Annotated in this window: 19 protein-coding genes; 11 read left to right on the plus strand and 8 right to left on the minus strand. The window is 62.9% G+C overall.

All coding sequences use genetic code 11. The features are described from left to right. Nucleotides 1-305: 305 nt before the first annotated feature. The 8 genes from glnE (at nt 306) to PFU01S_RS02125 (ending at nt 10,355) form a co-directional block, all read left to right on the plus strand. A complete protein-coding gene (gene glnE, locus PFU01S_RS02090) occupies nt 306-3,239 on the plus strand; it encodes a bifunctional [glutamate--ammonia ligase]-adenylyl-L-tyrosine phosphorylase/[glutamate--ammonia-ligase] adenylyltransferase (RefSeq protein WP_028686649.1) in 2,934 nt (977 codons plus the stop codon). A gap of 155 nt (nt 3,240-3,394) precedes the next feature. Then, complete coding sequence (gene waaF, locus PFU01S_RS02095) at nt 3,395-4,444, plus strand: lipopolysaccharide heptosyltransferase II (RefSeq protein WP_028686648.1); 1,050 nt, start codon at nt 3,395-3,397, stop codon at nt 4,442-4,444. Further along, on the plus strand, nt 4,445-5,503 hold the full coding sequence (waaC, locus tag PFU01S_RS02100; protein WP_028686647.1) for a lipopolysaccharide heptosyltransferase I: 1,059 nt from the start codon (nt 4,445-4,447) through the stop codon (nt 5,501-5,503). It abuts the gene before it with no gap. After that, on the plus strand, nt 5,503-6,627 hold the full coding sequence (locus tag PFU01S_RS02105) for a glycosyltransferase family 4 protein (protein WP_028686646.1): 1,125 nt from the start codon (nt 5,503-5,505) through the stop codon (nt 6,625-6,627). The genes waaC and PFU01S_RS02105 overlap by 1 nt, the downstream gene beginning before the upstream one ends. After that, nucleotides 6,624-7,430 carry a lipopolysaccharide core heptose(I) kinase RfaP gene (rfaP, locus tag PFU01S_RS02110; protein ID WP_027913584.1) on the plus strand — a complete coding sequence of 269 codons (807 nt, stop codon included), beginning with the start codon at nt 6,624-6,626 and terminating at the stop codon, nt 7,428-7,430. Before PFU01S_RS02105 ends, rfaP begins: the two co-directional genes overlap by 4 nt. Next, nucleotides 7,430-8,164 carry a lipopolysaccharide kinase InaA family protein gene (locus PFU01S_RS02115; protein WP_027913585.1) on the plus strand — a complete coding sequence of 245 codons (735 nt, stop codon included), beginning with the start codon at nt 7,430-7,432 and terminating at the stop codon, nt 8,162-8,164. Before rfaP ends, PFU01S_RS02115 begins: the two co-directional genes overlap by 1 nt. Next, nucleotides 8,161-8,913, plus strand: a complete 753-nt coding sequence (locus tag PFU01S_RS02120) for a lipopolysaccharide kinase InaA family protein (RefSeq protein ID WP_027913586.1) — start codon at nt 8,161-8,163, stop codon at nt 8,911-8,913. Before PFU01S_RS02115 ends, PFU01S_RS02120 begins: the two co-directional genes overlap by 4 nt. After that, entirely contained in the window at nt 8,913-10,355 is a 1,443-nt protein-coding gene (locus PFU01S_RS02125) for a lipopolysaccharide kinase InaA family protein (protein ID WP_028686645.1), read from the plus strand. The genes PFU01S_RS02120 and PFU01S_RS02125 overlap by 1 nt, the downstream gene beginning before the upstream one ends. Here the strand turns inward: PFU01S_RS02125 and PFU01S_RS02130 are convergent. The 3 genes from PFU01S_RS02130 to PFU01S_RS02140 all read right to left on the minus strand — a co-directional run bounded on the left by PFU01S_RS02130 (nt 10,328) and on the right by PFU01S_RS02140 (nt 15,879). Further along, nucleotides 10,328-13,126, minus strand: coding sequence for a dermonecrotic toxin domain-containing protein (locus PFU01S_RS02130; RefSeq protein WP_028686644.1), 2,799 nt, complete (start codon nt 13,124-13,126; stop codon nt 10,328-10,330). The two genes, PFU01S_RS02125 and PFU01S_RS02130, sit on opposite strands and share 28 nt — an antisense overlap. 108 nt (nt 13,127-13,234) lie before the next feature. After that, nucleotides 13,235-13,945 (minus strand): 3'-5' exonuclease, encoded by a 711-nt coding sequence (locus PFU01S_RS02135; protein ID WP_027913589.1) that lies wholly within the window; start codon nt 13,943-13,945, stop codon nt 13,235-13,237. Beyond that, entirely contained in the window at nt 13,942-15,879 is a 1,938-nt protein-coding gene (locus PFU01S_RS02140; protein ID WP_027913590.1) for a DUF294 nucleotidyltransferase-like domain-containing protein, read from the minus strand. Before PFU01S_RS02140 ends, PFU01S_RS02135 begins: the two co-directional genes overlap by 4 nt. A gap of 209 nt (nt 15,880-16,088) precedes the next feature. On the opposite strand from PFU01S_RS02140, the gene PFU01S_RS02145 reads away from it, so the two are divergent. After that, on the plus strand, nt 16,089-16,541 hold the full coding sequence (locus PFU01S_RS02145; protein ID WP_027913591.1) for a response regulator: 453 nt from the start codon (nt 16,089-16,091) through the stop codon (nt 16,539-16,541). 67 nt (nt 16,542-16,608) lie between these two features. On the opposite strand, the gene PFU01S_RS02150 is transcribed toward PFU01S_RS02145, so the two are convergent. Further along, nucleotides 16,609-18,786, minus strand: a complete 2,178-nt coding sequence (locus tag PFU01S_RS02150) for a malate synthase G (RefSeq protein WP_027913592.1) — start codon at nt 18,784-18,786, stop codon at nt 16,609-16,611. Between the two features lie 444 nt (nt 18,787-19,230). Between PFU01S_RS02150 and PFU01S_RS02155 the strand changes: the two genes are divergently transcribed. Further along, nucleotides 19,231-19,749 (plus strand): glycine cleavage system transcriptional repressor, encoded by a 519-nt coding sequence (locus tag PFU01S_RS02155; RefSeq protein WP_028686643.1) that lies wholly within the window; start codon nt 19,231-19,233, stop codon nt 19,747-19,749. Between the two features lie 245 nt (nt 19,750-19,994). Here the strand turns inward: PFU01S_RS02155 and rarD are convergent, their stop codons facing one another. From rarD to PFU01S_RS02175, 4 genes are all read right to left on the minus strand, one after another. Continuing rightward, nucleotides 19,995-20,882 (minus strand): EamA family transporter RarD, encoded by an 888-nt coding sequence (gene rarD, locus PFU01S_RS02160; protein WP_028686642.1) that lies wholly within the window; start codon nt 20,880-20,882, stop codon nt 19,995-19,997. Between the two features lie 62 nt (nt 20,883-20,944). Then, nucleotides 20,945-21,919 carry a serine/threonine protein kinase gene (locus PFU01S_RS02165; RefSeq protein WP_028686641.1) on the minus strand — a complete coding sequence of 325 codons (975 nt, stop codon included), beginning with the start codon at nt 21,917-21,919 and terminating at the stop codon, nt 20,945-20,947. A 96-nt stretch (nt 21,920-22,015) separates the two neighbouring features. After that, nucleotides 22,016-22,780 (minus strand): TOBE domain-containing protein, encoded by a 765-nt coding sequence (locus PFU01S_RS02170; protein WP_028686640.1) that lies wholly within the window; start codon nt 22,778-22,780, stop codon nt 22,016-22,018. A gap of 82 nt (nt 22,781-22,862) precedes the next feature. After that, nucleotides 22,863-23,597, minus strand: a complete 735-nt coding sequence (locus tag PFU01S_RS02175; protein WP_028686639.1) for a ComF family protein — start codon at nt 23,595-23,597, stop codon at nt 22,863-22,865. A gap of 87 nt (nt 23,598-23,684) precedes the next feature. Here PFU01S_RS02175 and bioB point away from each other — a divergent pair, with 87 nt between their 5' ends. Further along, on the plus strand, nt 23,685-24,743 hold the full coding sequence (gene bioB, locus PFU01S_RS02180) for a biotin synthase BioB (RefSeq protein ID WP_023532484.1): 1,059 nt from the start codon (nt 23,685-23,687) through the stop codon (nt 24,741-24,743). The last annotated feature ends 1 nt before the right edge of the window (nt 24,744 follow it).

Consider the following 24,744-nt stretch of genomic DNA (forward strand, 5'->3'; position numbering starts at 1 on the left):
CTTGGATTACCGGGATCTTCGTCCGGCGCCGTGTAGTTTTACTACATTTGCTTTCGCATTTCATGCTTTTGCACGACAGGCACAGTAGTAAAACTACATTTGTGCGACGTTTGGTCGCATCCTGGCTTGTGAGGAAAAACGTTCATGTTGGTTGGCAATGTTCCACGAACGGGTAACTGTTGATGTTCCATGCCACGAATTCGAAGTTTTCAGCTATTTCCAACTTTTGTATGACAGTCCAACCGTGGTCCGGCTTTCCCTTGGCCGCCTTTCCTCATCCATTTCACGCCGATCAAGGATAGCCCATGCGCCTGCCTTTGCCTTGCCAGCTGCCTGCCGTTCTTCAACCACTGACCCTGCGCAACCAACAGTTTCTGCACGAGGCGGTGGCCGCACACCCGGAACTGGACCTGGGCAGTTGGAGCGAGCAGCATGCTCGGCAGTTCGATCAGGTAGCGGCGGTCAGTGACTTCGTGCTCGCCCAGGTGCAACGTGACCCGGGGCTGCTGTTCGGCCTGATGGGCAGCGGCGAGCTGGAACGGGGCTACGGGCAGGGCGAGCTGCGCGGCCATGTGGCCAAGGTTGCCCAGGCGGCGCAAAGCGAGGACGAGCTTGCCCGTAACCTGCGTCGCGAACGCAACCGCCAGCAGGTACGCATCATCTGGCGTGACATCACCCGCCAGGCCGATCTCGGTGAGACCTGCCGCGACCTCTCCGACTTGGCCGACGCCGCCATCGATGAGGCCTACCAGTGGCTGTATCCACGCCACTGCCAGCAATTCGGCACGCCGATCGGCAACCGCAGCGGCCAGCCACAACACATGGTGGTGCTGGGCATGGGCAAGCTGGGTGCGGGGGAGCTGAACCTTTCCTCGGACATCGACTTGATCTTCGCATTCCCCGAAGGCGGCGAAACCGAAGGCGTGAAACGCTCGCTGGATAATCAGGAGTTCTTCACCCGCCTGGGGCAGCGCCTGATCAAGGCCCTGGACCCGGTCACGGTCGATGGCTTCGTGTTTCGCGTCGACATGCGCCTGCGCCCGTACGGGTCGTCCGGTGCGCTGGTGCTCAGCTTCAACGCGCTGGAGCAGTATTACCAGGACCAAGGCCGCGACTGGGAACGCTACGCCATGATCAAGGCCCGGGTAGTGGCAGGCGATCAGGCTGCCGGCGCCCAGCTGCAGGAAATGTTGCGCCCGTTCGTCTACCGACGGTACCTGGACTTCTCGGCCATCGAGGCCCTGCGCACCATGAAGCAGCTGATCCAGCAGGAAGTGCGGCGCAAGGGCATGGCGGACAACATCAAGCTGGGCGCAGGCGGCATTCGCGAAGTGGAGTTCATCGCCCAGGCCTTCCAGCTGATTCACGGCGGCCGCGACCTCAGCTTGCAGCAGCGGCCCTTGCTCAAGGTGCTGGCTACCCTGGAAGGCCAAGGCTACCTGCCCCCTGCCGTGGTCACCGAGCTGCGAGAGGGTTATGCATTCCTGCGCTACACCGAGCACGCCATCCAGGCTATCGCCGACCGCCAGACGCAAATGTTGCCGGAAAACGAAACCGATCAGGCCCGAGTCGCCTACATGCTGGGCTACGCCGACTGGCAAGCCTTCGAGGCTCAACTTGGTCAGTGGCGTGAGCGCATCGACTGGCACTTCCGGCAGGTCATCGCCGATCCCGATGAGGAGGAAAGCGAAGGCGAGTTGGTGGTCGGCGGTGAATGGTCGCCGTTGTGGGAGCAGGCCCAGGATGAAGAGGCTGCTGGCCGTCAGCTGGAGGAGGCCGGCTTCACGCTGCCAGGCGAGGCCTTGCGGCGCCTGGCGGCCCTGCGCGCCAGCCCGCAGTTGCGTTCGATGCAGCGCCTTGGGCGCGAGCGGCTGGATGCCTTCATCCCGCGATTGCTGGCCCAGGCGGTCGAGCACGAGAACCCCGACCTGGTGCTCGAGCGGGTACTGCCGCTGGTCGAAGCCGTGGCCCGGCGCTCTGCCTACCTGGTCCTGCTCACCGAGAACCCCGGTGCCCTGCGCCGTCTGCTGACCCTGTGCGCCGCCAGCCCATGGATTGCCGAGCAGATCGCACGCTACCCCTTGTTGCTCGATGAGTTGCTCAATGAAGGCCGCCTGTTCAGCCCGCCACTGGCACCGGAGTTGGCCAGCGAATTGCGCGAGCGCCTCACGCGCATTCCAGAGGATGATCTGGAGCAGCAAATGGAGGCGTTGCGTCACTTCAAGCTGGCGCACAGCTTGCGCGTGGCGGCCTCGGAAATCAGTGGCAACCTGCCGTTGATGAAAGTCAGCGACTACCTGACGTGGCTGGCCGAGGCCATCCTCGACCAAGTGCTTGCCTTGGCCTGGCGTCAGACCGTTGCCCGCCACGGTCAACCCATGGGCAGTGACGGCATCCCCTGCGACCCGGGATTCGTCATCATCGGCTATGGCAAGGTCGGTGGCCTTGAAACGGGCCATGGGTCGGACCTGGACCTGGTGTTCATCCACGATGGCGACCCTCAGGCCGAAACCGACGGTGCCAAGCCCATCGACAGTGCGCAGTTCTTCACGCGGCTGGGGCAACGCATCATTCACCTGCTGACCACCCAGACCAACTCGGGCCAGTTGTATGACGTGGACATGCGTCTGCGGCCCTCGGGTGCCGCGGGCTTGTTGGTCAGCTCGCTGGGCGCATTCGAGCGCTACCAGCAAAGCGAGGCCTGGACCTGGGAGCACCAGGCACTGGTCCGCGCGCGCGTGCTGGTGGGTTGCCCGCGGGTTGGCCAGGCGTTCGAGAAGGTGCGGGCGCACGTGCTGGGGCAACCGCGCGACCTTGAGAAGCTGCGTATCGAAGTGAGTGAAATGCGCGTCAAGATGCGCGCCAGCCTGGGCACGAAGGCCACTGTGGCCGGCACCGCACCCAACGCCTTCGACCCGGGTATGCCCTTTGACATCAAGCAGGATGCGGGCGGTATCGTCGATATCGAATTTATGGTGCAATACGCCGCTTTGGCCTGGTCCCATGACCATACGGCCCTGGTTCGATGGACCGATAACATCCGCATTCTGGAAGAGCTGGAGCAAGTGGGGTTGATGCCTGCTGCCGACGCGGTGCTGCTGCGCGAGGTATACAAGGCGTTTCGCGCTGCCTCTCACCGCCAGGCGCTGCAGAAGCAGGCCGGGGTGATCGATGCAGCGCAGTTTGTCGATGAGCGCCGCCAGGTGCGGCGTATCTGGAGCGAGCTCGGCCTGAGCTGAACCCTGTGGCGGCGGCTCGTCTGGGTGACGATCCGCCGCGATTGGGGCGTGAAGCAGCCCCGGTGTTACACTGTCGGCCACATAGCCTGAATATAAAGAGGGGAGGCCAGGCTGAATCGCAGCCTGTCGCCTCCCCGAGCGTTTCTGGACCTAGCATGAGAATACTGATCATTGGCCCCAGCTGGGTCGGCGACATGGTGATGGCGCAGACCTTGTTCCAGTGCCTGAAACAGCAGCACCCCGACTGCGTGATCGATGTGCTGGCCCCCGAATGGAGCCGGCCAATCCTCGAGCGCATGCCCGAGGTGCGCCAGGCCTTGAGCTTCCCGCTCGGCCACGGTGCGCTGGAGCTGGCCACGCGGCGGCGCCTCGGCAAGTCGCTCAGTGGTCAGTACGACCAGGCCATCTTGTTGCCCAATTCGCTGAAATCGGCGCTGGTGCCGTTCTTTGCCGGTATCCCCAAGCGCACCGGCTGGCGTGGCGAAATGCGTTTCGGTTTGCTCAACGATGTCCGCAAGCTGGACAAAGCGCGTTACCCGCTGATGATCGAGCGCTTCATGGCCCTGGCCTATGCCCCGGGCGCCGAGCTGCCAAAGCCCTACCCCCAGCCCAGCCTGCAGATCGAGCCACACAGCCGTGAGGCGGCCCTGGCCAAGTTCGGCCTGGAGCTGGACCGTCCGGTGCTGGCGCTGTGCCCAGGCGCTGAATTCGGCGAAGCCAAGCGCTGGCCGGCCGAGCACTACGCCGCCGTGGCCGATGCCATGATCCGCCAGGGGTGGCAGGTCTGGCTGTTCGGCTCGAAAAGTGATCACCCAGTGGGTGAGCAGATCCGCGAACGGCTGATCCCTGGCCTGCGCGAAGAGTCCGTGAACCTGGCCGGTGAAACCTCCCTGGCCGAGGCGATCGACCTGATGTCCTGCGCAGGCGCCGTGGTCTCCAACGATTCCGGGTTGATGCATGTGGCGGCGGCGCTCAATCGCCCGCTGGTCGCCGTATACGGCTCGACATCGCCTGGCTTCACGCCGCCGCTGGCCAGCCAGGTCGAGGTGGTGCGCCTGGGCATCGAATGCAGCCCTTGTTTCGATCGCACCTGCCGCTTCGGTCACTACAACTGCCTGCGTCTGCTCGAACCCGGTCAGGTCATCGCCGCGCTGACCCGTCTGGGCGGTGCGAACATCATCGACGTGCTGACCGAGGTCGACTAAGTGCGGGTACTGATCATCAAGACGTCCTCGCTGGGCGATGTGATCCACACGCTGCCAGCGCTCACCGATGCAGCCCATGCCATACCCGGCATCCGGTTCGACTGGGTCGTCGAGGAAGGCTTTGCCGAGATACCCAGCTGGCATCCGGCGGTCGATCAGGTCATTCCGGTGGCCATCCGTCGCTGGCGCAAACACCTCTGGCAGACCGTTCGCAGCGGCGAGTGGAAGGCCTTCAAGCAGCGCCTGCGCGAACGCCAGTACGACTTGGTGATCGATGCCCAGGGCCTGGTCAAGTCGGCGTGGCTGACCCGCTACGTGAAGGCGCCGGTCGCAGGCCTGGACCGGTATTCGGCCCGTGAGGGCTGGGCCAGCCGCTTCTACGACCGACGCCTGTCGGTTGCGGTCGGCCAGCATGCCGTCGAGCGCGTGCGCCAGCTGTTCGCCATGGCGCTGGCCTATGACCTGCCCGAGGGCATTGGCCGTTACGGCCTGGACCTTGAGCGCTTGCAGTTGCCGCCGGCAGCGCCCTATGTGGTTTTCCTGCACGGGACCACCTGGACCACCAAGCACTGGCCCGAGGCCTACTGGCGCGAGCTGGCCGAGCGCATGGGCCGGCGCAGGCTGGAAGTGCGCCTGCCCTGGGGCAACCCGGCCGAGAAGGCCCGGGCCGAGCGCATCGCCCAAGGCTTGAACCATTGCCAGGTACTGCCCAAGTTGAACCTGGCCGGCGTCGCACGTGTGCTGGCCGCTGCAAAGGCCTGCGTCGCCGTCGATACCGGCCTGGGCCATTTGGCGGCAGCCCTCGATGTACCGACGCTTTCGCTGTTCGGCCCTACCAATCCGGGCCTGACCGGCGCCTATGGACGGACCCAGATCCACCAGGCCAGTGACTGGCCGTGCGCACCCTGCTTGCAGAAGAAGTGCACCTACAAACCGAGCGCCGAAGACCTGCGCCGGTACGATCTGAACCGCGAGTGGCCATTGTGTTTCACTCGCCTGAATCCCGAGCATGTAGCGAGCCGCCTGAGCGCGCTGCTGCTGGCTGAGGATGTCCGTTGATGCAACTGGCTTTCGTACTTTACAAATACTTCCCCTTTGGCGGTCTGCAGCGCGACTTCATGCGCATAGCCCTGGAGTGCCAGCAGCGCGGCCACCAGATCCGGGTCTACACACTGATCTGGGAGGGCGACATTCCGCCGGGCTTCGAAGTGCTGGTGGCGCCGGTCAAGGCGATCTTCAATCACCGGCGCAACGAGAAACTCACCGCCTGGATGCAGGCCGACCTGGCCAAGCGCCCGGTAGACCGGCTCATCGGTTTCAACAAGATGCCAGGGCTGGATGTGTACTACGCCGCCGACGGCTGCTTTGAGGACAAGGCGCAGAACCTGCGCAGCGACCTGTACCGCCGCTGGGGCCGCTATCGGCATTTCGCCGAATACGAGCGGGCGGTGTTCGCCAAGGATGCCGGCACCCAGATCCTGATGATTTCCGAGGTGCAGCAGCCGCTGTTCATCAAGCACTACGGCACGCCGGTCGAGCGTTTTCACCTGCTGCCACCGGGCATTTCCCAGGATCGTCGGGCGCCGCCCAACGCTGCTGAAATTCGCGCCGACCTGCGCAAGGAGTTCGACCTGGCCGAGGATGCGTTGCTGATCGTGCAGATCGGTTCCGGTTTCAAGACCAAGGGCGTGGACCGCAGCCTCAAAGCGTTGGCGGCATTGCCCGCGCCCTTGCGCAAGCGCACCCGGTTGCTGGTGATCGGCCAGGACGACCCCAAGGTCTTCCAGTTGCAGAGCGCGACGCTGGGCCTGGGCGACCAGGTGCAGTTTCTCAAGGGGCGCAGCGATATCCCACGCTTCCTGCTGGGCGCCGACCTGCTGATCCACCCGGCTTACAACGAGAACACAGGCACCGTGCTGCTTGAAGCCCTGGTCGCCGGCCTGCCGGTGCTGGTTTCGCACGTGTGCGGCTATGCCCACTACATCGCCGAGGCCGACTGCGGTTTGGTGCTGGACGAGCCGTTCGAGCAGGAGCAGCTTAACCGCTACCTGCAGCGTATGCTCGATGACCCCGCGGCGCGGGCCGATTGGTCGCGCAACGGCCTGGCATTTGCCGACACGGCCGACCTTTACAGCATGCCGCAGCATGCCGCCGATGTAATCCTAGGGCAGGAGGGGGCATGAAATTGATCGTGGCAGAGCCCTTCAAGCGGCTTTGGGCTGGGCGCGATGCCTTCGAGGCGGTAGAAGCGCTGCAGGGCGAAGTCTATCGGGAGCTCGAGGGGCGCCGCACCCTGCGTACGGAGGTCGCCGGCGAAGGCTTTTTCGTGAAGATCCACCGCGGCATTGGCTGGGGCGAGATCTTCAAGAACCTGCTCACGGCCAAGTTGCCGGTGTTGGGCGCCGGCCAGGAGTGGCAGGCCATCGAGCGCCTGCACCAGGTTGGCGTGCCAACCATGACGGCCGTGGCTTTCGGTGAGCGGGGCGGCAACCCGGCCACTCAGCATTCGTTCATCATCACCGAGGAACTGGCGCCGACCGTCAGCCTGGAAGACTTCAGCATCGACTGGATCAGGCAGCCGCCTGCGCCACGCCTCAAACGTGCCCTGATCACGCGCGTGGCCGAGATGACCGGTGGCATGCACCGTGCCGGCGTCAACCACCGGGACTGCTACATCTGTCACTTCCTGCTGCACACCGACCGGCCCGTGACGGCCGATGATTTCAAGTTGTCGGTGATCGACCTGCACCGCGCCCAGACCCGCCCAGCCATCAGCCGCCGCTGGCGCAACAAGGACCTGGCTGCCCTGTATTTCTCAGCCCTGGACATTGGCCTGACCCAACGCGACAAACTGCGTTTTCTGCGCAGCTACTTCCAGCGCCCGCTGCGTCAGGTCATGAAGGACGAAGCTGCACTGCTCGCCTGGCTTGAGCGCAAGGCGCAGAAACTCTACGACCGTAAACAACGCTATGGGGATGCACTCTGATGGCCAGTTGGACACTGGCGCCAGGTTACGCGCACCTGGCGAATGATTTCGGCAGCCTCGAGGCGGTATTCGCCCTTCAGGGCGAACGCCTGACCCGGGATCCGCTCAGCGAAGTGGTGCGTGTCGAGCGTGAAGGCGTCAACTATTACGTCAAGCGCTACACCGGTGCTGGCAAGCACATGCGCCGCTACCTGGGTCGCCCACGTATCAAGGCTGAATGGCAGAACCTCAAGCAGTTCGCCAAGTGGGGCATCCCCACGGCCGACGTGGTCGCCTGGGGGCTCGAACGCAATGGCCTGGCGTTCGGCCGTGGCGCAATGATCACCCGCGAGTTGCCCAACACCGAGGACCTCTCGGCACTGGCCGACCGCAACGATGCCCGCCTGGCCGATCGCGCCTGGGTGGACCACATCAGCCGCCAGCTGGCACGCCACACCCGGGTCATGCACGAGCATCGCTTCGCCCATAACGATTTGAAGTGGCGCAACCTGCTGGTCGATGACCAAGGGACGCTGTTCTTCATCGATTGCCCCACGGGTGACTTCTGGCGTGGGTTCATGTGGCGCCATCGCCTGATCAAGGACCTGGCCTGCCTGGACAAGGTCGCCAAGTACCACCTTTCGGCAACCCAGCGCCTGCGCTTTTACTTGCAGTACCGAGGCCGCGACCGGCTCAATGCCCGTGACAAGAAGCGCATTCGTCAGGTACTGGGCTTTTTCGAGGGAAGGGAATGACCGACTATATGGCCAGCGCAGACCGTGCGTTGCTCCAGCGCCATGGCCTGGACGACTTCGAGGCGCTGTGGGCGCTCGAACTCGACGCGGTGGACGAGCCCAATACCGGCCGCGGCGGATGGAGCAGCGTGTACCGCCTGGAACTCGAGGGCAAAGGGTATTACCTCAAGCGCCAGAGCGACTACCTTACCCGTAGCCTGCACAAGCCCTTTGGCGAGCCGACCTTCGCTCGCGAATTTCGCAATATCGTTCGCTATCAGAAGCTGCACATTCCTGCATTGGAGGCAGTGTTCTACGGTGAGCGCAAGCAAGGTGGCAAGCACCGGGCCCTGTTGATGACCCGCGCGCTGGACGACTGGCGCGACCTCGACAGCCAGTTGCTGCAATGGTCCGAACTCGATGCATCGGTACGCGATGGCATGCTCCAGGCCTGCGGCCAGTTGGCGCGCACGCTGCACGGTGCTGGGCAGGTGCATGGTTGCTTCTACCCCAAGCACATCTTCCTGCGTAAGCGCAAAGAAGGCTGGGAGGCGCAGTTGATCGACCTGGAGAAGACCCGGCCCTTGCTCTTCGGCATGCGCGACCGCCTCAAGGACCTCGAGCCCTTGCTGCGCCGGGCACCGGTATGGAGCGACGGCGAGATACGCACATTGCTGGCAGCCTACCTCGCACAACCCATCGACAGCACGCTGGTCCAAACCTGGGTCAACCGCCTGGTACAACGCCGTCATCACAAGGAGGCTCGCTGATGCAGCTTTCCGAGCTGAAGGACACAGGACGCAGCCCATCGCTGCCGCTTGCCATCAACCTCGCCGATGCCGCCGGTAGCGCCGAGCTGCAGTTGCTCAGTCTACTGCGCGTGCTGCCGGGCCAGCGTTATGTGGGGGCCGGGGTATGGCGTGGCAGGCCGGTACTGGCCAAATTGCTGGTGGGCAGCAATGCCGCGCGCCAGTTCCAGCGTGAGCTGCAAGGCGTGAAGCTGCTCGCCGCGCAGGGGCTGACTACGCCGGTGCTGCTCGCCGATGGCCTGGTGGAGGGTGAGGGCGGCTGGCTGTTGTTCGAGTACCTCGATGGCGCGCAAAGCCTGGCCGATGCCTGGGCGGCGGTCGAGCACCTGCCTGTGCTCGCCGACGAGCAGCAGCAGGTGCTGGGCGAGGCCCTGGCGGCTGTGGCGCAGATGCACAAGCAGGGGCTGTGGCAGGAGGACCTGCACTTGGACAACCTGCTGCGTCATGCAGGCAAGCTGTACCTGATCGATGGGGCCGGTATCAAGGCTGAAACGCCAGGCCAGCAGCTTTCTCGCCCTCGCGTGCTGGAAAACCTTGGTGTGTTCTTCGCGCAGCTACCCAAGCGCCTGGAACCGTACACCGAGGAGCTGCTGGTGCATTACCTGTTGGCCAATGCCGAGCATGCATTGCCGATGGAGGCGTTGCAGAAGCACATAGACAAGATCCGCGTCTGGCGCCAACGCGACTTCCTGAACAAGGCCGGCCGCGATTGCAGCCTGTTCAGTGTGGAGCGCAGCCTGACGAGCCTGCGGGCTGTGGTCCGTAGCGAGGCCCAGGCCCTGTTGCCGGTGCTTGAGCAGGCGGATGAGCTGATCGACCGTGGGCACCTGTACAAGACTGGCGGCGCAGCCAGCGTGGCACGGGTCGAGGTGGATGGCCGCAAGCGGGTCATCAAACGCTACAACATCAAGAACACCCTCCACTGGCTCAAGCGCTTCTGGCGACCGAGCAGGGCCTGGCACTCGTGGATCGAAGGGCATCGCCTGTCGTTTCTCGACATCGCGACCCCGCGCCCGCTGGCGGTGCTGGAGCAGCGAGTACTGGGTTTGCGCACGCGCGCCTACCTGGTGACCGACTACATCGACGGCCCCGACCTCATCGAATGCTTTGCCCCCTTCGTCGAGCAGGGCGATGCGCCGGCCGAACAGGTGGAGGCCTTGGTGCAGCTCATGCAACAGCTGATCCGCGAGCGCATCAGCCACGGTGACTTCAAGGGGCACAACCTGTTCTGGGAGCGGGGCCGGTGGTCGCTGATCGACCTGGACGCCATGTGCCAGCACGGTAGCCAGGGCAGCTTCGCGCCGGCTTTCGCTCGGGACCGGGCGAGGCTACTTCGCAACTGGCCGGCTGAGAGTGCCTTGTACCAACGGCTGGATCAGGTGCTGCCTACAGTGACGGCATAAGCGGCAGGCAGTGCCAGCCAGTCGCTGCTTCGCCCCGGTTGGCGCACGCGTATACGCCATTGGCCGTCGTGCCAGCGCAGGATTGCCCATGCGGTGGTGGTCGCAGCGGGCTGTCCGGGTATCAGCAGATGGTAGTGATCCGCCAGCAGGTGGGCACGCACGGGCAAGGCATGGCCACCGGCGAGCAAGTAAGGTTGGCCGTCGCTTTCGTACAGTTCCTTCGCCCCTTCCAGTGGGATCCCGTCTGGGGGCGCGGGAAGCTGACAGAGCTCCAGCAATGCGTTGAGGTCTGGCAGGCCGTCGTGCCACAGCACGGGTGAGTCGACGATCCATTCACCTTCAGCGTTCCGTCTGACCGCCACCTTGCTGTAGGCATCGGTTTTCCTGGGGTCTATGGCACGCCAGCGATAACCGTCGAACGCCACCTGATAGTACCGGCCTTGCTTGTCCTGGATGTAGTAGAGGGCCAGTCCCGCACGTTCGGATGGCTTTTCATACACGCCTTCGCTATGGATGCCGTCGATTCGGTAACGCAACTTGGCGGTGTCCGGACGTACCTGGAAGGTAGGCGGTAGCATCAAGGGTGGGTTGGGAGGCATGGCGCGAATGGCGCGCCTGATCACTGTCGTGCCGCCGATGCTGTTGACCCCGTCGCTCATGTGGGTAAAAGCCTCCACCATATGCTTGAGCACGCCTACCCGATCTTTCTTTTCCAGCGCTTCAAGGCTGTCCAGCACGCTCAGCACCGCGCGGGCGAATGCCAACGGCGCCAGGCCACGTACCGGAATCACGAAGCTGAGCAAGTCGAGTATTATCCACAACGCATGCAGGCTGGCCTCGCCCAGCAGCTCCAGTTTGGTGTTAGTGCTGGCATCGACCGTCGACATGAGCGCGCGGACCTCTGCCAGATAACAGGCGTGCAAAAAATTGCCGGAGATGACCGGGCGACTCAGACGCTGAGCGAGCCCGCCCTTGGTCAGCAAGCGCTCGATGGTTTTGCGCCGGGCCAAGGGTATGCGGTCCATCACGTAGGTGCGTAGATCCGGGTTGGCGCGGAGCGATCGGATCAGCGCACGCGCATTGGCGTATTCGCGCCAAGGCCTGCGATCCGGTGCATCTGGCGCATACACCAGAAAGCGCTGCATTTGCGGTGTTTCAGGCGTGATCAGCAGTACCCCCTGTACGGTGTGCCCGGCAATCAGCAACTGCCGTACACTCAGGCGGTTCTCTTGCACCAGGGGGCGCCAGTCGCTGTCGGGGTAGTTGAGCACGGTCCTGCTCCAGCGATAGCCCTGCTCAAGCGGGTCGGGCATGAAGTGGCCGGCATAGCGGGCTTTGGCGGCTTCAGCCCGCATGCGAGCACAGTTGATTCGCGCATGTGCATCCCGTCGCCACTGGCCTTGCTCCAGATCGATCAGGTGGCTGCGTAGAAAGCGTGAATAGCTGTCGCCGACATTGAGCTCACGGACCATCTGCCGAGCCTGCGCAGGGGACAAGCCTTGAATGTTTGTCTCGTCCTTATGGTGGACTCGAGCGGTCAGCCAGTAGTCCAGGTCCAGCAAGCCCACATTCACCAACGCCAACTGATCCAGACTGTAGGTTTGCCTGACCAACTCCACGGTGTCCCCTGTCTGCGGCCGGCTAGCGATGGGTATATAGCTGCTGGGCTGAGCTGGAGGCATCACCGGGCCGGTCTGACGGGCAATGGTGACGCTGATGAAGATCTGTTCGGGTGCCAGATCGAGTTGGTGGTCCAGTCTCAATCGCTCGCTGAGGCGGGCGCGGGTCCACTGCAGCAGGCTGTTGCGTTCGGTGAACTGCTCAAGCGTAGGAATGCCCGACGCTGCGGCCTGATCGATGGCCACGATCAGCTCCTGCATCGTCTGCATGATATGCGTGAGCCCTTGGGTAGAGGTCTTCTTGAGCCAGGCAGGAGCGTGCTTTTCAAGCAGCAGGCCATAACGCGTCGGCAGCGCTGCCTTGCTGGTCACCCAAGGCAGCAGGTCTGCGGCCGTTGCCAGGCGTTCGGCGAACCCAGTTTGATCCACGGGTTGGCTGCCCCATACCGCGTTCAATCGCGCTCGCTGGGCATCGATCAAGGCCTGAATCTGGACTTCCACTAGATCGTCGGGCAGCCAGTCGTAACGCAGTCGTTGTGCGTTATGGGCGCGGTCGGCATCACCAGGCGCCAGTAGCTTGAGCATCGGCTGACTTTGCAGGGGATCATCCAGCCGCTCGCACAGCTCAAGGTGCAGGCTCTGGACATCGGCGAACGCTTCGATGCCGTGGGAGAGGCTGCATAACAAGGCTGGGCCGCCGGCCGCATCGCCCGTCATCATCTGTCCCTCGATACTGCCTTGTACAAGCAGTATGGCGCCGGGCAAGTAGGCCCGCCAGTTGGGTCTTGAGCAATCGAGCAGCAGCCGATAGAGCTGTGGGCGCTTGGACGCTTCGATGCCCTGGCGAGTCCAGGACATGGGTTGGTCAAGGCACATCTGTAATAGCGATGCTGCCGGAGGCTCCAGTGTTGCGTCAGCGATGCGCAGGTCCATTTCGGCCTGAAGCTGTTGTCGCCGAAGCGCAATGAGCCGAGCACGGCGGTTGCTGCCTGCTTCGTCCGGCAGGTTCCAGTAGTCTGCCAGCGCGCCGAAGAATTGTTGCCGGCCCGCCAGCGGTGAAAGCTGCAGGTCTGGTAAGGGCAGGGGAGCCAGTAGGGCAGTGATTTCAGCGTCGAATGACTCGAAATGTTGCAAGGGTGAGACGGATGGCATGGTGCGAACTCCTTTAGAGAGATCGCGAGCCTGGGCGATATGGCAGGGGCATGCGTGCTAGCCCGCTACCGCCATCACGTAGTAAGGGCCGGGTGCCTGACCCGTTGCCTATAGGCCGTGGCGCTGGGCCATCCGACGTCGCCAGTTCTGCAGGCATTGCTCAAGTTGCGCCGGGCTCTGGATGTGCTGGCGGCGCGCCTGGCTCAACAGAATCAACGCCAGCTCTGCGGTTACCTGTGCGTCGGCGCTGGCGTGATGACGCGCTTGTACCTGCAGCTCGAAACGCGCTACCCAGTCATCGAGACCGGCTTCTCGCAACACCGTGTCGGGATTGAGCATGGGTGCCAGCTCGGCCACATCGAGGAAGGGTATTTGCAGACGATGACCCAGGCTCTGTCGGAGGGCCCGTGCCAGCATGCGCTCATCGAACGGCGCATGGAAAGCCAGCACCGGGCTGGTGCCAATGAACTCGAGCAGGTCAAGCAATGCGTGCCCTGGGTCGCAGCCCGCTGCCAGGGCGCTTGGGCCCAGGCCGTGTATCAGGACGCTGGGGTTGGTCTTCTGCTCAGGTCGGTACAGGGTCCGCTCGAACTGCTGCGAGAAGTCCACTGCCCCGTCCTCGATGGCCACTGCGCCTATGGACAGGACTTGATCGCGGTTGGTGTTCAGGCCACTGGTTTCCAGGTCAAGTACCACCCAGCGCTGCTCGCGCAGGGTGCAGGTGCCAAGCGCGGTGGGTAGGGGCAAGGCCGCCAGGCGTTCGCGCTGCGAAAGCGCCAGTTGCGGAGCTTGGGGGCGCAGCCATGCGAAGAAGCTCACAGCTGGTACCTCATGGCCAGGCTGCTTTGCAACCGCTGAGCCTGGCGCAACGACTCGCGCAGGATGCGCCGGTCCAAGTGGTTGAGGCTGTCTGGGTCCAGGCGGTTGGAGTAGGCCAGGTTGTCGCGTGCCTGGCGTTGATGTTGCTGCATGCGGGTCTGCTGGATGAAATGGTACGCCTCTTCGTAGGCGGCGCCGTCCAGGGGATCGATCACACCCTTGACCACCAGTTGGCGGATGCGCTCCAGGGTATTGCAAGCACCGATCCCATGGGCCAGCGCCAGCACACGTGCGCCATCGACGAAGGGCGTCAGGCCCTGAACCTTGAGGTCCAGGGTGCCAGCCTTGTCAGTGCCCTGGCGTGTCAGCACGAAGTCGCGCAGACGCCCCACAGGCGGGCGTTGGCGCAGGGCGTTGTCAGCCAGCATGCGTTGGAAGATACGGTTGTCGGCTATCTGCGTCAGCAATGTGCTGCGCAACGCCTCGCACGTGTGTTCGTCGCCCCAGACTACTCGCAGGTCGAAGTAGATGCTCGAGCCCAGGAGGTTCTCCGGGCTTGCGTCACGCACGAAGCCGGCAAAGCGCCGTGACCACTCGCTGTGCGACAGGCACAGCGCAGGGTTGCCGGCCATGACATTGCCCTTGCACAGGGTAAAACCGCACTGCGCCAGGCATTGGTTGATGTACTGCGCCAACGGTAGCAGCCGCGCCCGGATGGCCTGCGCTTCGGTGTCATCGGCTGCGTCGAAGAGGATACCGTTATCCTGGTCGGTGTGCAGGGTCTGCTCGCGCCGCCCTTCACTGCCAAAACAGAGCCAACTGAACGGCACCCCCGGATCGCCACGTTCTGCCAGCGCCAGTTCGATGACCCGGCATACCGTGTGGTCGTTGAGCAAGGTGATGATCTGGGTGATCTGCGTAGAGGAGGCACCGTGGGCGAGCATGCGCTCGACCAACTGACTGATTTCGCCTCGCAGGGAAACAAGCGTGTCCAGGCGCGGCGCATGACGAATGGTACGCGCCAGGTGCACAAGGTCCACCCGCTGCAGGGAAAACAGATCGCGCTCGGACACCACCCCACACAACCGCCCGCTCTCCACCAGGCACACGTGCGCGATATGCCGCTCGGTCATCGCCATGGCCGCATCGAAGGCACTCGCCTGGGGGCTCAGGTAGAACGGTGCGGCGGTCATGTGCCGTGCAATGGGTGCACCCAGATCGGCATCGGCTGCGGCAACCACCTGGCGCAGATCGCGCAAGGTGAAAATGCCCGTCGGCTGGCGCTGCCCATCGACGATCACGATCGATCCAACCTGCTGCTCATGCATCAGCCGCACGGCTTCGCGCAGCGGTGTCTCGGGGGCGCAGGCCACGGGGTGACGCATGGCCAGTTCGCCTAGCGGTGTATTGAGGGAATACTGGGTGCCCAGGGTTTGCACCGCCTGTTGACGGACCTGTTGGTTGACCTGATCCAGAAGACTGCTGACCCCTCGCAAGGCGAAATCGCGGAACACCTCGGAAAGGGAAAAGACGCGGATGAATGCCGCCTTGTTCAGTTGCAGGCAGAAAGTGTCGTCACCGGCCAGGTGCTCCGTACGCGTGGCTCGCTCGCCGAGCAAGGCTGCCAGTGGAAAACACTCGCCGTGGGTAATCTCGAACGTGGTTTCGACGCCGGGTTTGACCAGGTGCTGCCGCTCACCAACCACGCGGCCCTGCTTGACGATGTAGAAGTGCTCGACCGGCCCGTCGCTTGGCTTGATGATGCTTTCGCCGCTGGCGTAGAAGCGCAGCTGGCACTGCTCGACCAAGTAGGCCAGATGGCTCTGCTCCATCTGGTTGAAGGGCGCAAAGCGCTGCAGGAATTGCAGGGTGCCCTGGATGTTTTGCAGCACTGCCGTTCTACCCGCTTGCTGGTAGGCGTCTTTTTTGCTCATCGACCTGACCGTATCGCTACGCCGAACTATATATATCTATCTATAGGGTCGGCTTTGTTGTTTTCGGCATTCATGGTCGGCCTGCAGAGGGCGTGGTGCCCATTGGACGTAAGTCTAGGGCACGAACACGTCAATAATCCGACGAAAGGTAAATTGGGTGTCGGAGAATCTGCGGTCTTACCAGTAGAGCGAATGGATACGAGACGACCATGTCCGAGCACACCGATATCTTGAGCGACGCAGAGCGTGCGGCACTCGCTGCTGTGAGTGCGCCGCCGCCTGCCCGGCCGGTAGTGCTCGTGGTCGACGATAATCCGGTCAACAGCGAAGCCTTGATGTTGTATCTCAAAAGCAAGGGTATCGACGGCATGACGGCCGATGGCGCCCAGGAGGCGCTGTTCAAGCTCCATTGGGAGCCTCGCATCGCGCTGATGATCACCGACCTGCGGATGCAGCCCGAGGATGGGCTGTACCTTATCCACAAGGTGCGCGAGATGCAGGAAGCGGACCGGGCTGCGCTTTCGATCATCGTGGTATCAGGCGATACCGATGTGAAAGAGGCCGTTGATGTCATGCACCTGGGGGTTGTGGACTTTCTGTTGAAGCCCGTCGACCTGGCGAAACTGCTCGAACTGGTGAAGCGCGAATTGAAGCTGGCCTGATGTGCAAGCGGGGCCCGAAGGCCCCGCCGATCAACGCTGCAAGCAGCTCACGCTATACGCCGGTCGTTCAGATCCCGTTGCGTGCCTTGAACTCACGGCGACGGCGATGCAGCACAGGCTCGGTGTAGCCGTTAGGCTGCTTGGCACCTTCGAGCACCAGCTCGACTGCCGCCTGGAAGGCAACGTTGTCGTCGAAGTTGCCCGCCATCGGGCGATACAGCGGGTCGTTGGCGTTCTGCTTGTCGACCACTGCCGCCATGCGCTTGAGGCTTTCGAGCACCTGCTCCTGGCTGACTACACCATGTCGCAGCCAGTTGGCCAGCAACTGGGCGGAAATGCGCAAGGTGGCGCGGTCTTCCATCAGCCCCACGTTGTTGATGTCGGGCACTTTGGAGCAACCCACACCCTGATCGATCCAGCGCACCACGTAGCCCAGGATGCCCTGGGCATTGTTGTCCAGCTCGTTGCGGATTTCCTCGTCCGACCAGTTGGGGTTGGTCGCCAGCGGAATGGCCAGGATGTCATCGACCGAAGCCGGTGTGCGCGAAGCCAGCTCGCGCTGGCGCGCCTGCACATCCACCTTGTGGTAGTGCAGGGCGTGCAGGGTGGCTGCCGTCGGCGAAGGCACCCACGCGGTATTGGCACCGGCCAGCGGGTGAGCGATCTTCTGCTCCAGCATGGCGGCCATCAGGTCGGGCATGGCCCACATGCCCTTGCCGATCTGCGCACGCCCTTGCAGGCCGGTGGCAAGGCCTACATCGACGTTGTTGTTTTCATAGGCGCCGATCCACTTCTCGTTCTTCATGGCGCCTTTGCGCACGACCGGGCCTGCCTCCATGGAGGTATGGATTTCGTCGCCCGTGCGATCGAGGAAGCCCGTATTGATGAACACCACGCGCTCGGCAGCGGCCTTGATGCAGGACTTGAGGTTGACCGTTGTGCGGCGCTCTTCGTCCATGATGCCGACCTTGACGGTATTGCGCTGCATACCCAGCAGGTCTTCGACCCGGCTGAATATCTCGGCGGCGAACGCCACTTCCTCCGGGCCATGCATCTTCGGCTTGACGATGTACACACTGCCGGTACGGGTATTGCGGCGACTGGTGGTGCCGTTGAGGTTGTGCAGCGCCATGAGGTTGGTGAACAGACCGTCCTGGATACCTTCCGGGACTTCGTTACCCTGCGCGTCGAGGATGGCCGGGTTGGTCATCAGGTGACCCACGTTGCGCACGAACAGCAGCGAGCGACCATGCAGCGTGACGCTGCCCCCGTTCGGCGCTGCGTACTCGCGATCGGGGTTCATGGTGCGGGTGAACGTCTTGCCGCCCTTGCTGACGCTTTCGGCCAGGTCACCTTTCATCAGCCCCAGCCAATTGCGATACACGATCACTTTGTCGTCGGCGTCGACTGCCGCCACGGAGTCTTCGCAGTCCATGATGGTGGTCAGTGCCGATTCCATCAGGATGTCCTTGACGCCTGCGGCATCGGTGCTGCCCACCGGGGTACTGGCATCGATCTGGATTTCGAAGTGCAGGCCATTGTGCTTGAGCAACACGGCAGTGGGGGCGTTGCTGTCGCCGTGGAACCCGACCAGTTGGGCGTCGTCACGCAGGCCCGTGTTGCTGCCGCCTTTGAGGGTGACGACCAACTGGCCAGCCTCGATGCGATAGGCCGTGGAGTCGACGTGCGAACCAGCAGCCAGTGGTGCCGCTTCGTCGAGGAAGGCACGGGCGAAGGCGATCACTTTGTCGCCACGTACCTTGTTGTAGCCTTGCCCCTTTTCGGCGCCGCCTTCCTCGCTGATGGCGTCGGTGCCGTAGAGCGCGTCGTACAGCGAGCCCCAGCGGGCATTCGCGGCGTTCAGGGCAAAGCGTGCATTCATGACCGGTACCACCAACTGCGGACCGGCCATGTGGGCGATTTCTTCGTCCACGTTTTGCGTAGTGGCCTGGAAATCGTCGGCTTGTGGCAGCAGGTAACCGATTTCCTGAAGGAAAGCCTTGTAGGCCGGGGCGTCGTGGGCCTGGCCTTTGCGGGCCTGGTGCCAGGCGTCGATCTGGGCTTGCAGCTCGTCGCGCTTGGCGAGGAGGGCTTTGTTCTTTGGAGCGAGGTCGTTGATGATCTTTTCAGCACCTGCCCAGAACTGCTCGGCGATGATGCCGGTTCCGGGGATGGCTTCGTTGTTCACGAAGTCGTACAGGACTTTGGCGACCTGAAGGCCACCGACTTGAACGTATCCAGTCATTGCTTGCCTCACTCTGCTCAGCTATTTCGCTCTTTTGTATTGAGCCTGTAGCGCTTCTCCTCGCACGGCACCAGTGCATGCCTCCGGTACAAGCCCGGACGCGGCTGGGTGCGGTTTGCCTGCCTGACAGCAAGCAACGTGCATTCTTCACAGGCGCCTCGACAGACCTTCAAACGACGTTGTGTAGTCCGCGCCCACGGATACTACATGAAGCAGCCGGCTGGGCACTATCAGACTAAAAGCGCCGTCAGGCGACCTGTTGGTCGCACAGGATCCTGCAAGGAAGCGCCATGTTCGCAAAAAACGGAGTGATTGTTCCAGATAAATCTAAAAACAGTACACGATTTATAAGTAGGATTGCCCTGCGGCAGGTTGACGCGCCTTGCCTATACTGTGGCGACACCTTGGCGCTGTATGGCCTGAACCCCACTCGAGGAACATTCCGTGGAACATCTTGTGCTTACCGTGATCGCCCCGGACAAGGCCGGCCAAGTCGAGCGGATCGCCCAGTGCATCGCCGACTTCGAGGGTAACTGGCTGGAAAGCAGCATGTCGCGCATGGCTGGGCAATTTGCCGGCATCCTGCGGGTGGCAGTGCCGGCGGATCGGTATGACGCGTTGGTGGACGCGCTCGGGGCATTGTCCGCACACGGCATTCGCGTGCAACTGGCCGAAAGTGGCAACGAGCCTGCCCATGCATCCAAACCCTTTGGCATGGAGCTGGTAGGTAACGACCGGCCAGGGATCGTGCGGGATATCACCCGTGTGCTGGCCGAGCTGAATGTGAACGTCGAACGGATTGCCACTGAGGTACGCCCGGCACCGATGAGCAACGAACCCCTGTTTCATGCCGAGGCCCTTCTGGCATTACCCGCGTCCCTGCCGCTGGAGCAGCTGCAGCAACGTCTGGAAGCGCTGGCCGATGACTTGATGGTGGAGTTGCGGTTGCGCGCGGATGAGTAAATGCGGCTCGCCACTGCCGCAGACTCTGGCAGAGGTTATCCCGATTTAGAGAGGACGGCCTTGTGGATAAGCTGGGGCTATCGGGTCCCAGCGCCCGGCTTGCAAGGGCTGCAGAGATTTGATCGAAAATTGATCAATGTAGAGAGGTTGTGCACAAACGGCGGGGACGAGGGTGTGGATAAGCTCTGGAGATGTCTCTGCAGGCCATGTATATCAAGGCGTACAGAGACATGATCGTTTTTTGATCAGCGACTTTTACGCAAATTCCACCACGCATCGACGCTGTACAACGCCAGCCCTGCCCAGATGAACATGAATGCCGTGAGCGTGCTTGGGGATAGATGCTCGTCGAACAGCCAGATGGCCTGGAGCAAGACCAGCGTTGGCGCCAGGTATTGCAGAAAGCCCAGCGTGGTGTAGGGCAGATGCCGTGCGGCAGCGTTGAAACACACCAGCGGCACCAGTGTCACGGGGCCTGCAGCCATCAGCCACAAGGCCTCGCTTGTGGTGTAGAACTCACCTTGCGCGCTCATCGCGCCGGGGTGCAGCAGCAACCACCCAAGCGCCAGCGGTACCAGCATCCAGGTCTCGACAACCAGGCCGGGCAGGGCCGCCACGGGGGCTTGCTTGCGAATAAGCCCGTAGAACCCGAAGGTCAGCGCCAGTGCCAAGGATACCCAGGGCAGGCTGCCCACCTGCCAGACCTGTTGCATGACGCCGAGCGCGGCCAGACCGACCGCCAGCCACTGCAAACGGCGCAAGCGCTCGCCGAGAATCAGCATGCCGAGCAGCACGTTGATCAGCGGGTTGATGTAGTAGCCAAGGCTGGCCTCGAGCATGCGTCCGTTGTTCACCGACCAGACATACGTCAGCCAATTGGCTGCGATCAATGTGCCGCTCAATGCCAGGATGGCCAAGCGCCGCGGGTTGTCGCGCAGGTCGCGCCACCAGCCGGGGTGTTTCCAGAAGGCGAGCAGTATCGAGCCGAACAGCGCTGACCACAGCACACGGTGGACGATGATCTCCACGGCGGGGACGCTTTGGATGGCTTTGAAGTACAGGGGGAACAGGCCCCAGATGATGTAGGCACTCAGGCCCAGTAGATACCCGCGACGCGGGTTTGCAGCGTGCATGCAGAGTCCTTGCTTAAGATGCTGATTAACGGCAGCTATTGTAGACAGCGCCGACGGTCGATCTAGAACAACTTGAGTGGGGCTTCATCGAGGGCGGCCATTTGCTCACGCAGCGCCAGAATCTGATCACCCCAGTATCTAGGCTGACCGAACCACGGGAAGCTGGGCGGAAATGCCGGATCGTCCCAGCGACGCGCCAGCCAGGCACTGTAGTGGAGTTGACGCAGGGCACGCAGCGGCTCGATCAACGCCAGCTCACGCGGGTCGAAGTCGTGAAATTCGTTGTAGCCCTCGACCAGCTCGGCCAACTGGCCCTGACGCTCATCCCGATTGCCTGCCAGCATCATCCACAGGTCCTGTACCGCAGGGCCCATGCGGCAGTCGTCCAGGTCAACCACATGGTAGATCTCGTCGCGGTGCATCAGGTTGCCCGGGTGCAAGTCACCGTGCAGGCGGATGACCTGGTGCGGGGTGCGGGCATAGATGGCTTCCACTCGAGCCAGTACATCGCGCGCGACCGATTCGAAGGCGGGCAACAGTTCCCGGGGCACGAACCCGCCTTTTAGCAGTGTGTCCAGTGAGGCGTGCCCGAAGTTATCCACAGCCAACGCTTCCCGGTGTTCGAACGGCCGGCTGGCAGCCACGGCATGCAGGCGTCCGATCAACTGGCCCAAGCGGTACAACTGATCGAGGTTGCCGGGTTCAGGGGCATGCCCACCACGGCGCGGGAACAGCGTAAAGCGAAAGCCGCCGTGTTCGAACAGCGTGTTGCCTTGATGCTGCAGGGGCGCTACCACCGGCACTTCGCAGCCGGCCAATTCGGCCGTGAAGCGGTGTTCTTCGACGATGGCTGCATCGCTCCAGCGACCGGGTCGATAGAACTTGGCGATCAAGGGCTGCTCGCCCTCGATGCCCACTTGGTAGACGCGGTTTTCATAGCTGTTGAGTGCCAATACCCGCGCATCGCTGAGAAACCCCAATGATTCCACGGCGTCGAGCACCAAGTCGGGGGTGAGTGTGGCGAACGGGTGGGACATGATGACTCCGGCGGTAGGCAGCGTGGCCCCCATGTTACCGCGTTGGCCACCGAGGCGCCGCAGGGCACTCGGCCATGTGCCAAACGCCGTTACAGGTCAGGCCGGGATACCAATCACCACATCGGCGGCCGAGAACTGCGCACGCAGGGCGCTGCCAACGGTCACCTGGTGCTCTGCCAGCCAGGCCGGTTCGGCGAAGGCGCACAGGGTCTGACCATTGCCAAGCGCAAGGCGCACCTCGTGGGGGCCATCGGTGCCCGTCAGAATCGAGTCCACGGTCACCTGCAGGCAATTGTGCTGTTGATCCGCCTCGTCGCTGTGGCCCAGCAGGCGCACCCAACCTGCCTTGAGCAAGGCCACCACCGTCGTGCCCAAGGTCAGCCCAAGGCGCTCGGTGCTGTCATGAGTGATCAAGGCTTCGATCTGCAGCCCCCCACTCAGTGCAAGGCCGACCCGGTCATGCCACCCCACGCGATGAAGGGCGCTGACCTGGCCTTGCAGCTGATTCCGGGCGCTGGTGTGCAGCATCAGGCGACCGAGCAGGTCAAGGTCGCTCACATCATCGGTGGCTTCGAGCAACTGAGCTTGCAAGGCTTGCAGGCGCTGATACAGCCGCAGCACCCGTTCGCCTTCGGCAGACAGGCGTGCACCGCCGCCGCCGCGCCCGCCAGTGCTGCGCTCTACCAAGGGGCTGCTGGCCAGGTTGTTGAGTTCATCGATCGCATCCCAGGCAGCTTTGTAGCTCATGCCGGCAGCCTTGGCGGCGCGGGTGATGGAGCCCTGCTCGGCAATGTGCTGCAAGAGGGCCACGCGCTGTGGGCGGCGGGTAATGTGATGGGTCAGTGGGGCAGGTAAGGGCATGGGCATCCGACCGGTTTGGTGATGGGCCAGTGTACGGGGTGGGCGTAGCGTACCACTGCGTCGCCGCCACTGGCCTGCACGCTCATGCATAGCCGGGCTTGGGTGTGCGTGCCAGGCAGTAGACGTCTACACGTGCGGCACCTGCCTTGCGCAGGACCTGTGCAACAGCCTGCGCCGTCGCGCCGGTGGTCAGTACATCATCGACGAGCGCGACATGCTGGCCGTGCAGGCCACCGCATACGGCGAACGCCTGACGCAGGTTGCGCCATCGAGCCTTGGCGCTCAGATGCTGCTGGGCCGTGGTGTGGCGGGTGCGTACCAGCAGGTGTTCGACGAAGGGCACTGCCAGTTGCCTTGACCACCAACGCGCCAGCATCGCAGCCTGGTTGAACCCCCGTTCACGCAGTCGGCGCCGTGTCAGGGGTACAGCAAGCAGCACGTCGGGGCGGGGCAGGCCTTCGGCATAGTGATGGCTCAGCGCATGACCGGCAATCTCAGCCATCAGGCGTCCCAGCGGCCACTGACGGTTGTGCTTGAACCGACTGATCAGGGTGTCCACCGGAAATGTGAAATGCCAGGGTGCCAGAACCCGTTCGAATGCTGGCGGCCTGCGGTTGCACTGTCCGCATTCCATGCCTGCCATGGCCAGAGGCAGGGCGCACCGTGAGCAGTGGTCATCATCCAGCCAGGGCAGTTGTTGTTCACATGGCTCGCATAGCGCGTAGGGCTGGAGCGCAGTGGCACCGCATAGTGCGCATATTTGGTTAACTAGTGACCAGTTGTAGACCAGCTTCTTAAGCTTAAGTTGACAGTTCATGGGCCTTCCCTGACTATTTCGGCTATCCGTGAAGCGCGGGCGTTCTCCTTGCCCGGCGCCTGCTAGAGCCTAAACAAGGAAACGCCGATGAGCGCCAGTACAACTGCAACAACACGTCACGACTGGTCCCTGGCCGAGGTCAAGGCGCTGTTCCAACAGCCGTTCAACGACCTGATCTTCAACGCCCAGGCTGTACACCGTGCGCATTTCGACGCCAACCGGGTGCAAGTCTCAACCCTGCTGTCGATCAAGACCGGTGCCTGCCCCGAAGACTGTAAGTACTGCCCGCAGTCCGGGCACTACAACACCGGCCTGGAAAAGCAGAAGCTGATGGAGGTGCAGAAGGTGCTCGAGGAGGCCGCGCGCGCCAAGGCCATTGGTTCCACGCGCTTTTGCATGGGCGCTGCGTGGAAGCACCCTTCGGCCAAGGACATGCCCTATGTGCTGGAGATGGTCAAAGGGGTCAAGGCCATGGGCCTGGAAACCTGCATGACCCTCGGCAAGCTCGACCAGGAGCAGACCCAGGCGCTGGCCCAGGCGGGCCTGGACTATTACAACCACAACCTCGATACCTCCCCCGAGTTCTACGGCAGCATCATCACTACGCGCACCTACGCCGAGCGCTTGCAGACCCTGGCCTATGTGCGCGATGCCGGCATGAAGATCTGCTCTGGCGGCATCCTCGGCATGGGCGAGACGCTCGATGACCGCGCAGGCCTGCTGATCCAACTGGCCAACCTGCCTGAGCATCCGGAGTCCGTGCCGATCAACATGCTGGTCAAGGTGGCCGGTACGCCGCTGGCCGACGAGGCCGACGTCGATCCGTTCGACTTCATCCGCATGCTGGCAGTGGCCCGTATTCTCATGCCCAAGTCGCACGTGCGCCTGTCGGCAGGCCGTGAGCAGATGAACGAGCAAATGCAGGCCTTGGCATTCCTGGCCGGTGCCAACTCGATCTTCTACGGTGAAAAGTTGCTGACAACGGCCAACCCGCAGGCCGACAAGGACATGCAGCTGTTTGCACGCCTGGGAATCAAGCCTGAAGCCGGTGAAGAGCACGCCGATGAAGTCCACCAGGCTGCGATCGAGCAGGCGCTGGTCGAGCAGCGCAACGATGCGTTGTTCTACGATGCAGCTTCGGCCTGAC

This window comes from Pseudomonas fulva NBRC 16637 = DSM 17717 (assembly GCF_000730565.1).
GTDB classification, from domain to species: Bacteria; Pseudomonadota; Gammaproteobacteria; order Pseudomonadales; family Pseudomonadaceae; genus Aquipseudomonas; species Aquipseudomonas fulva.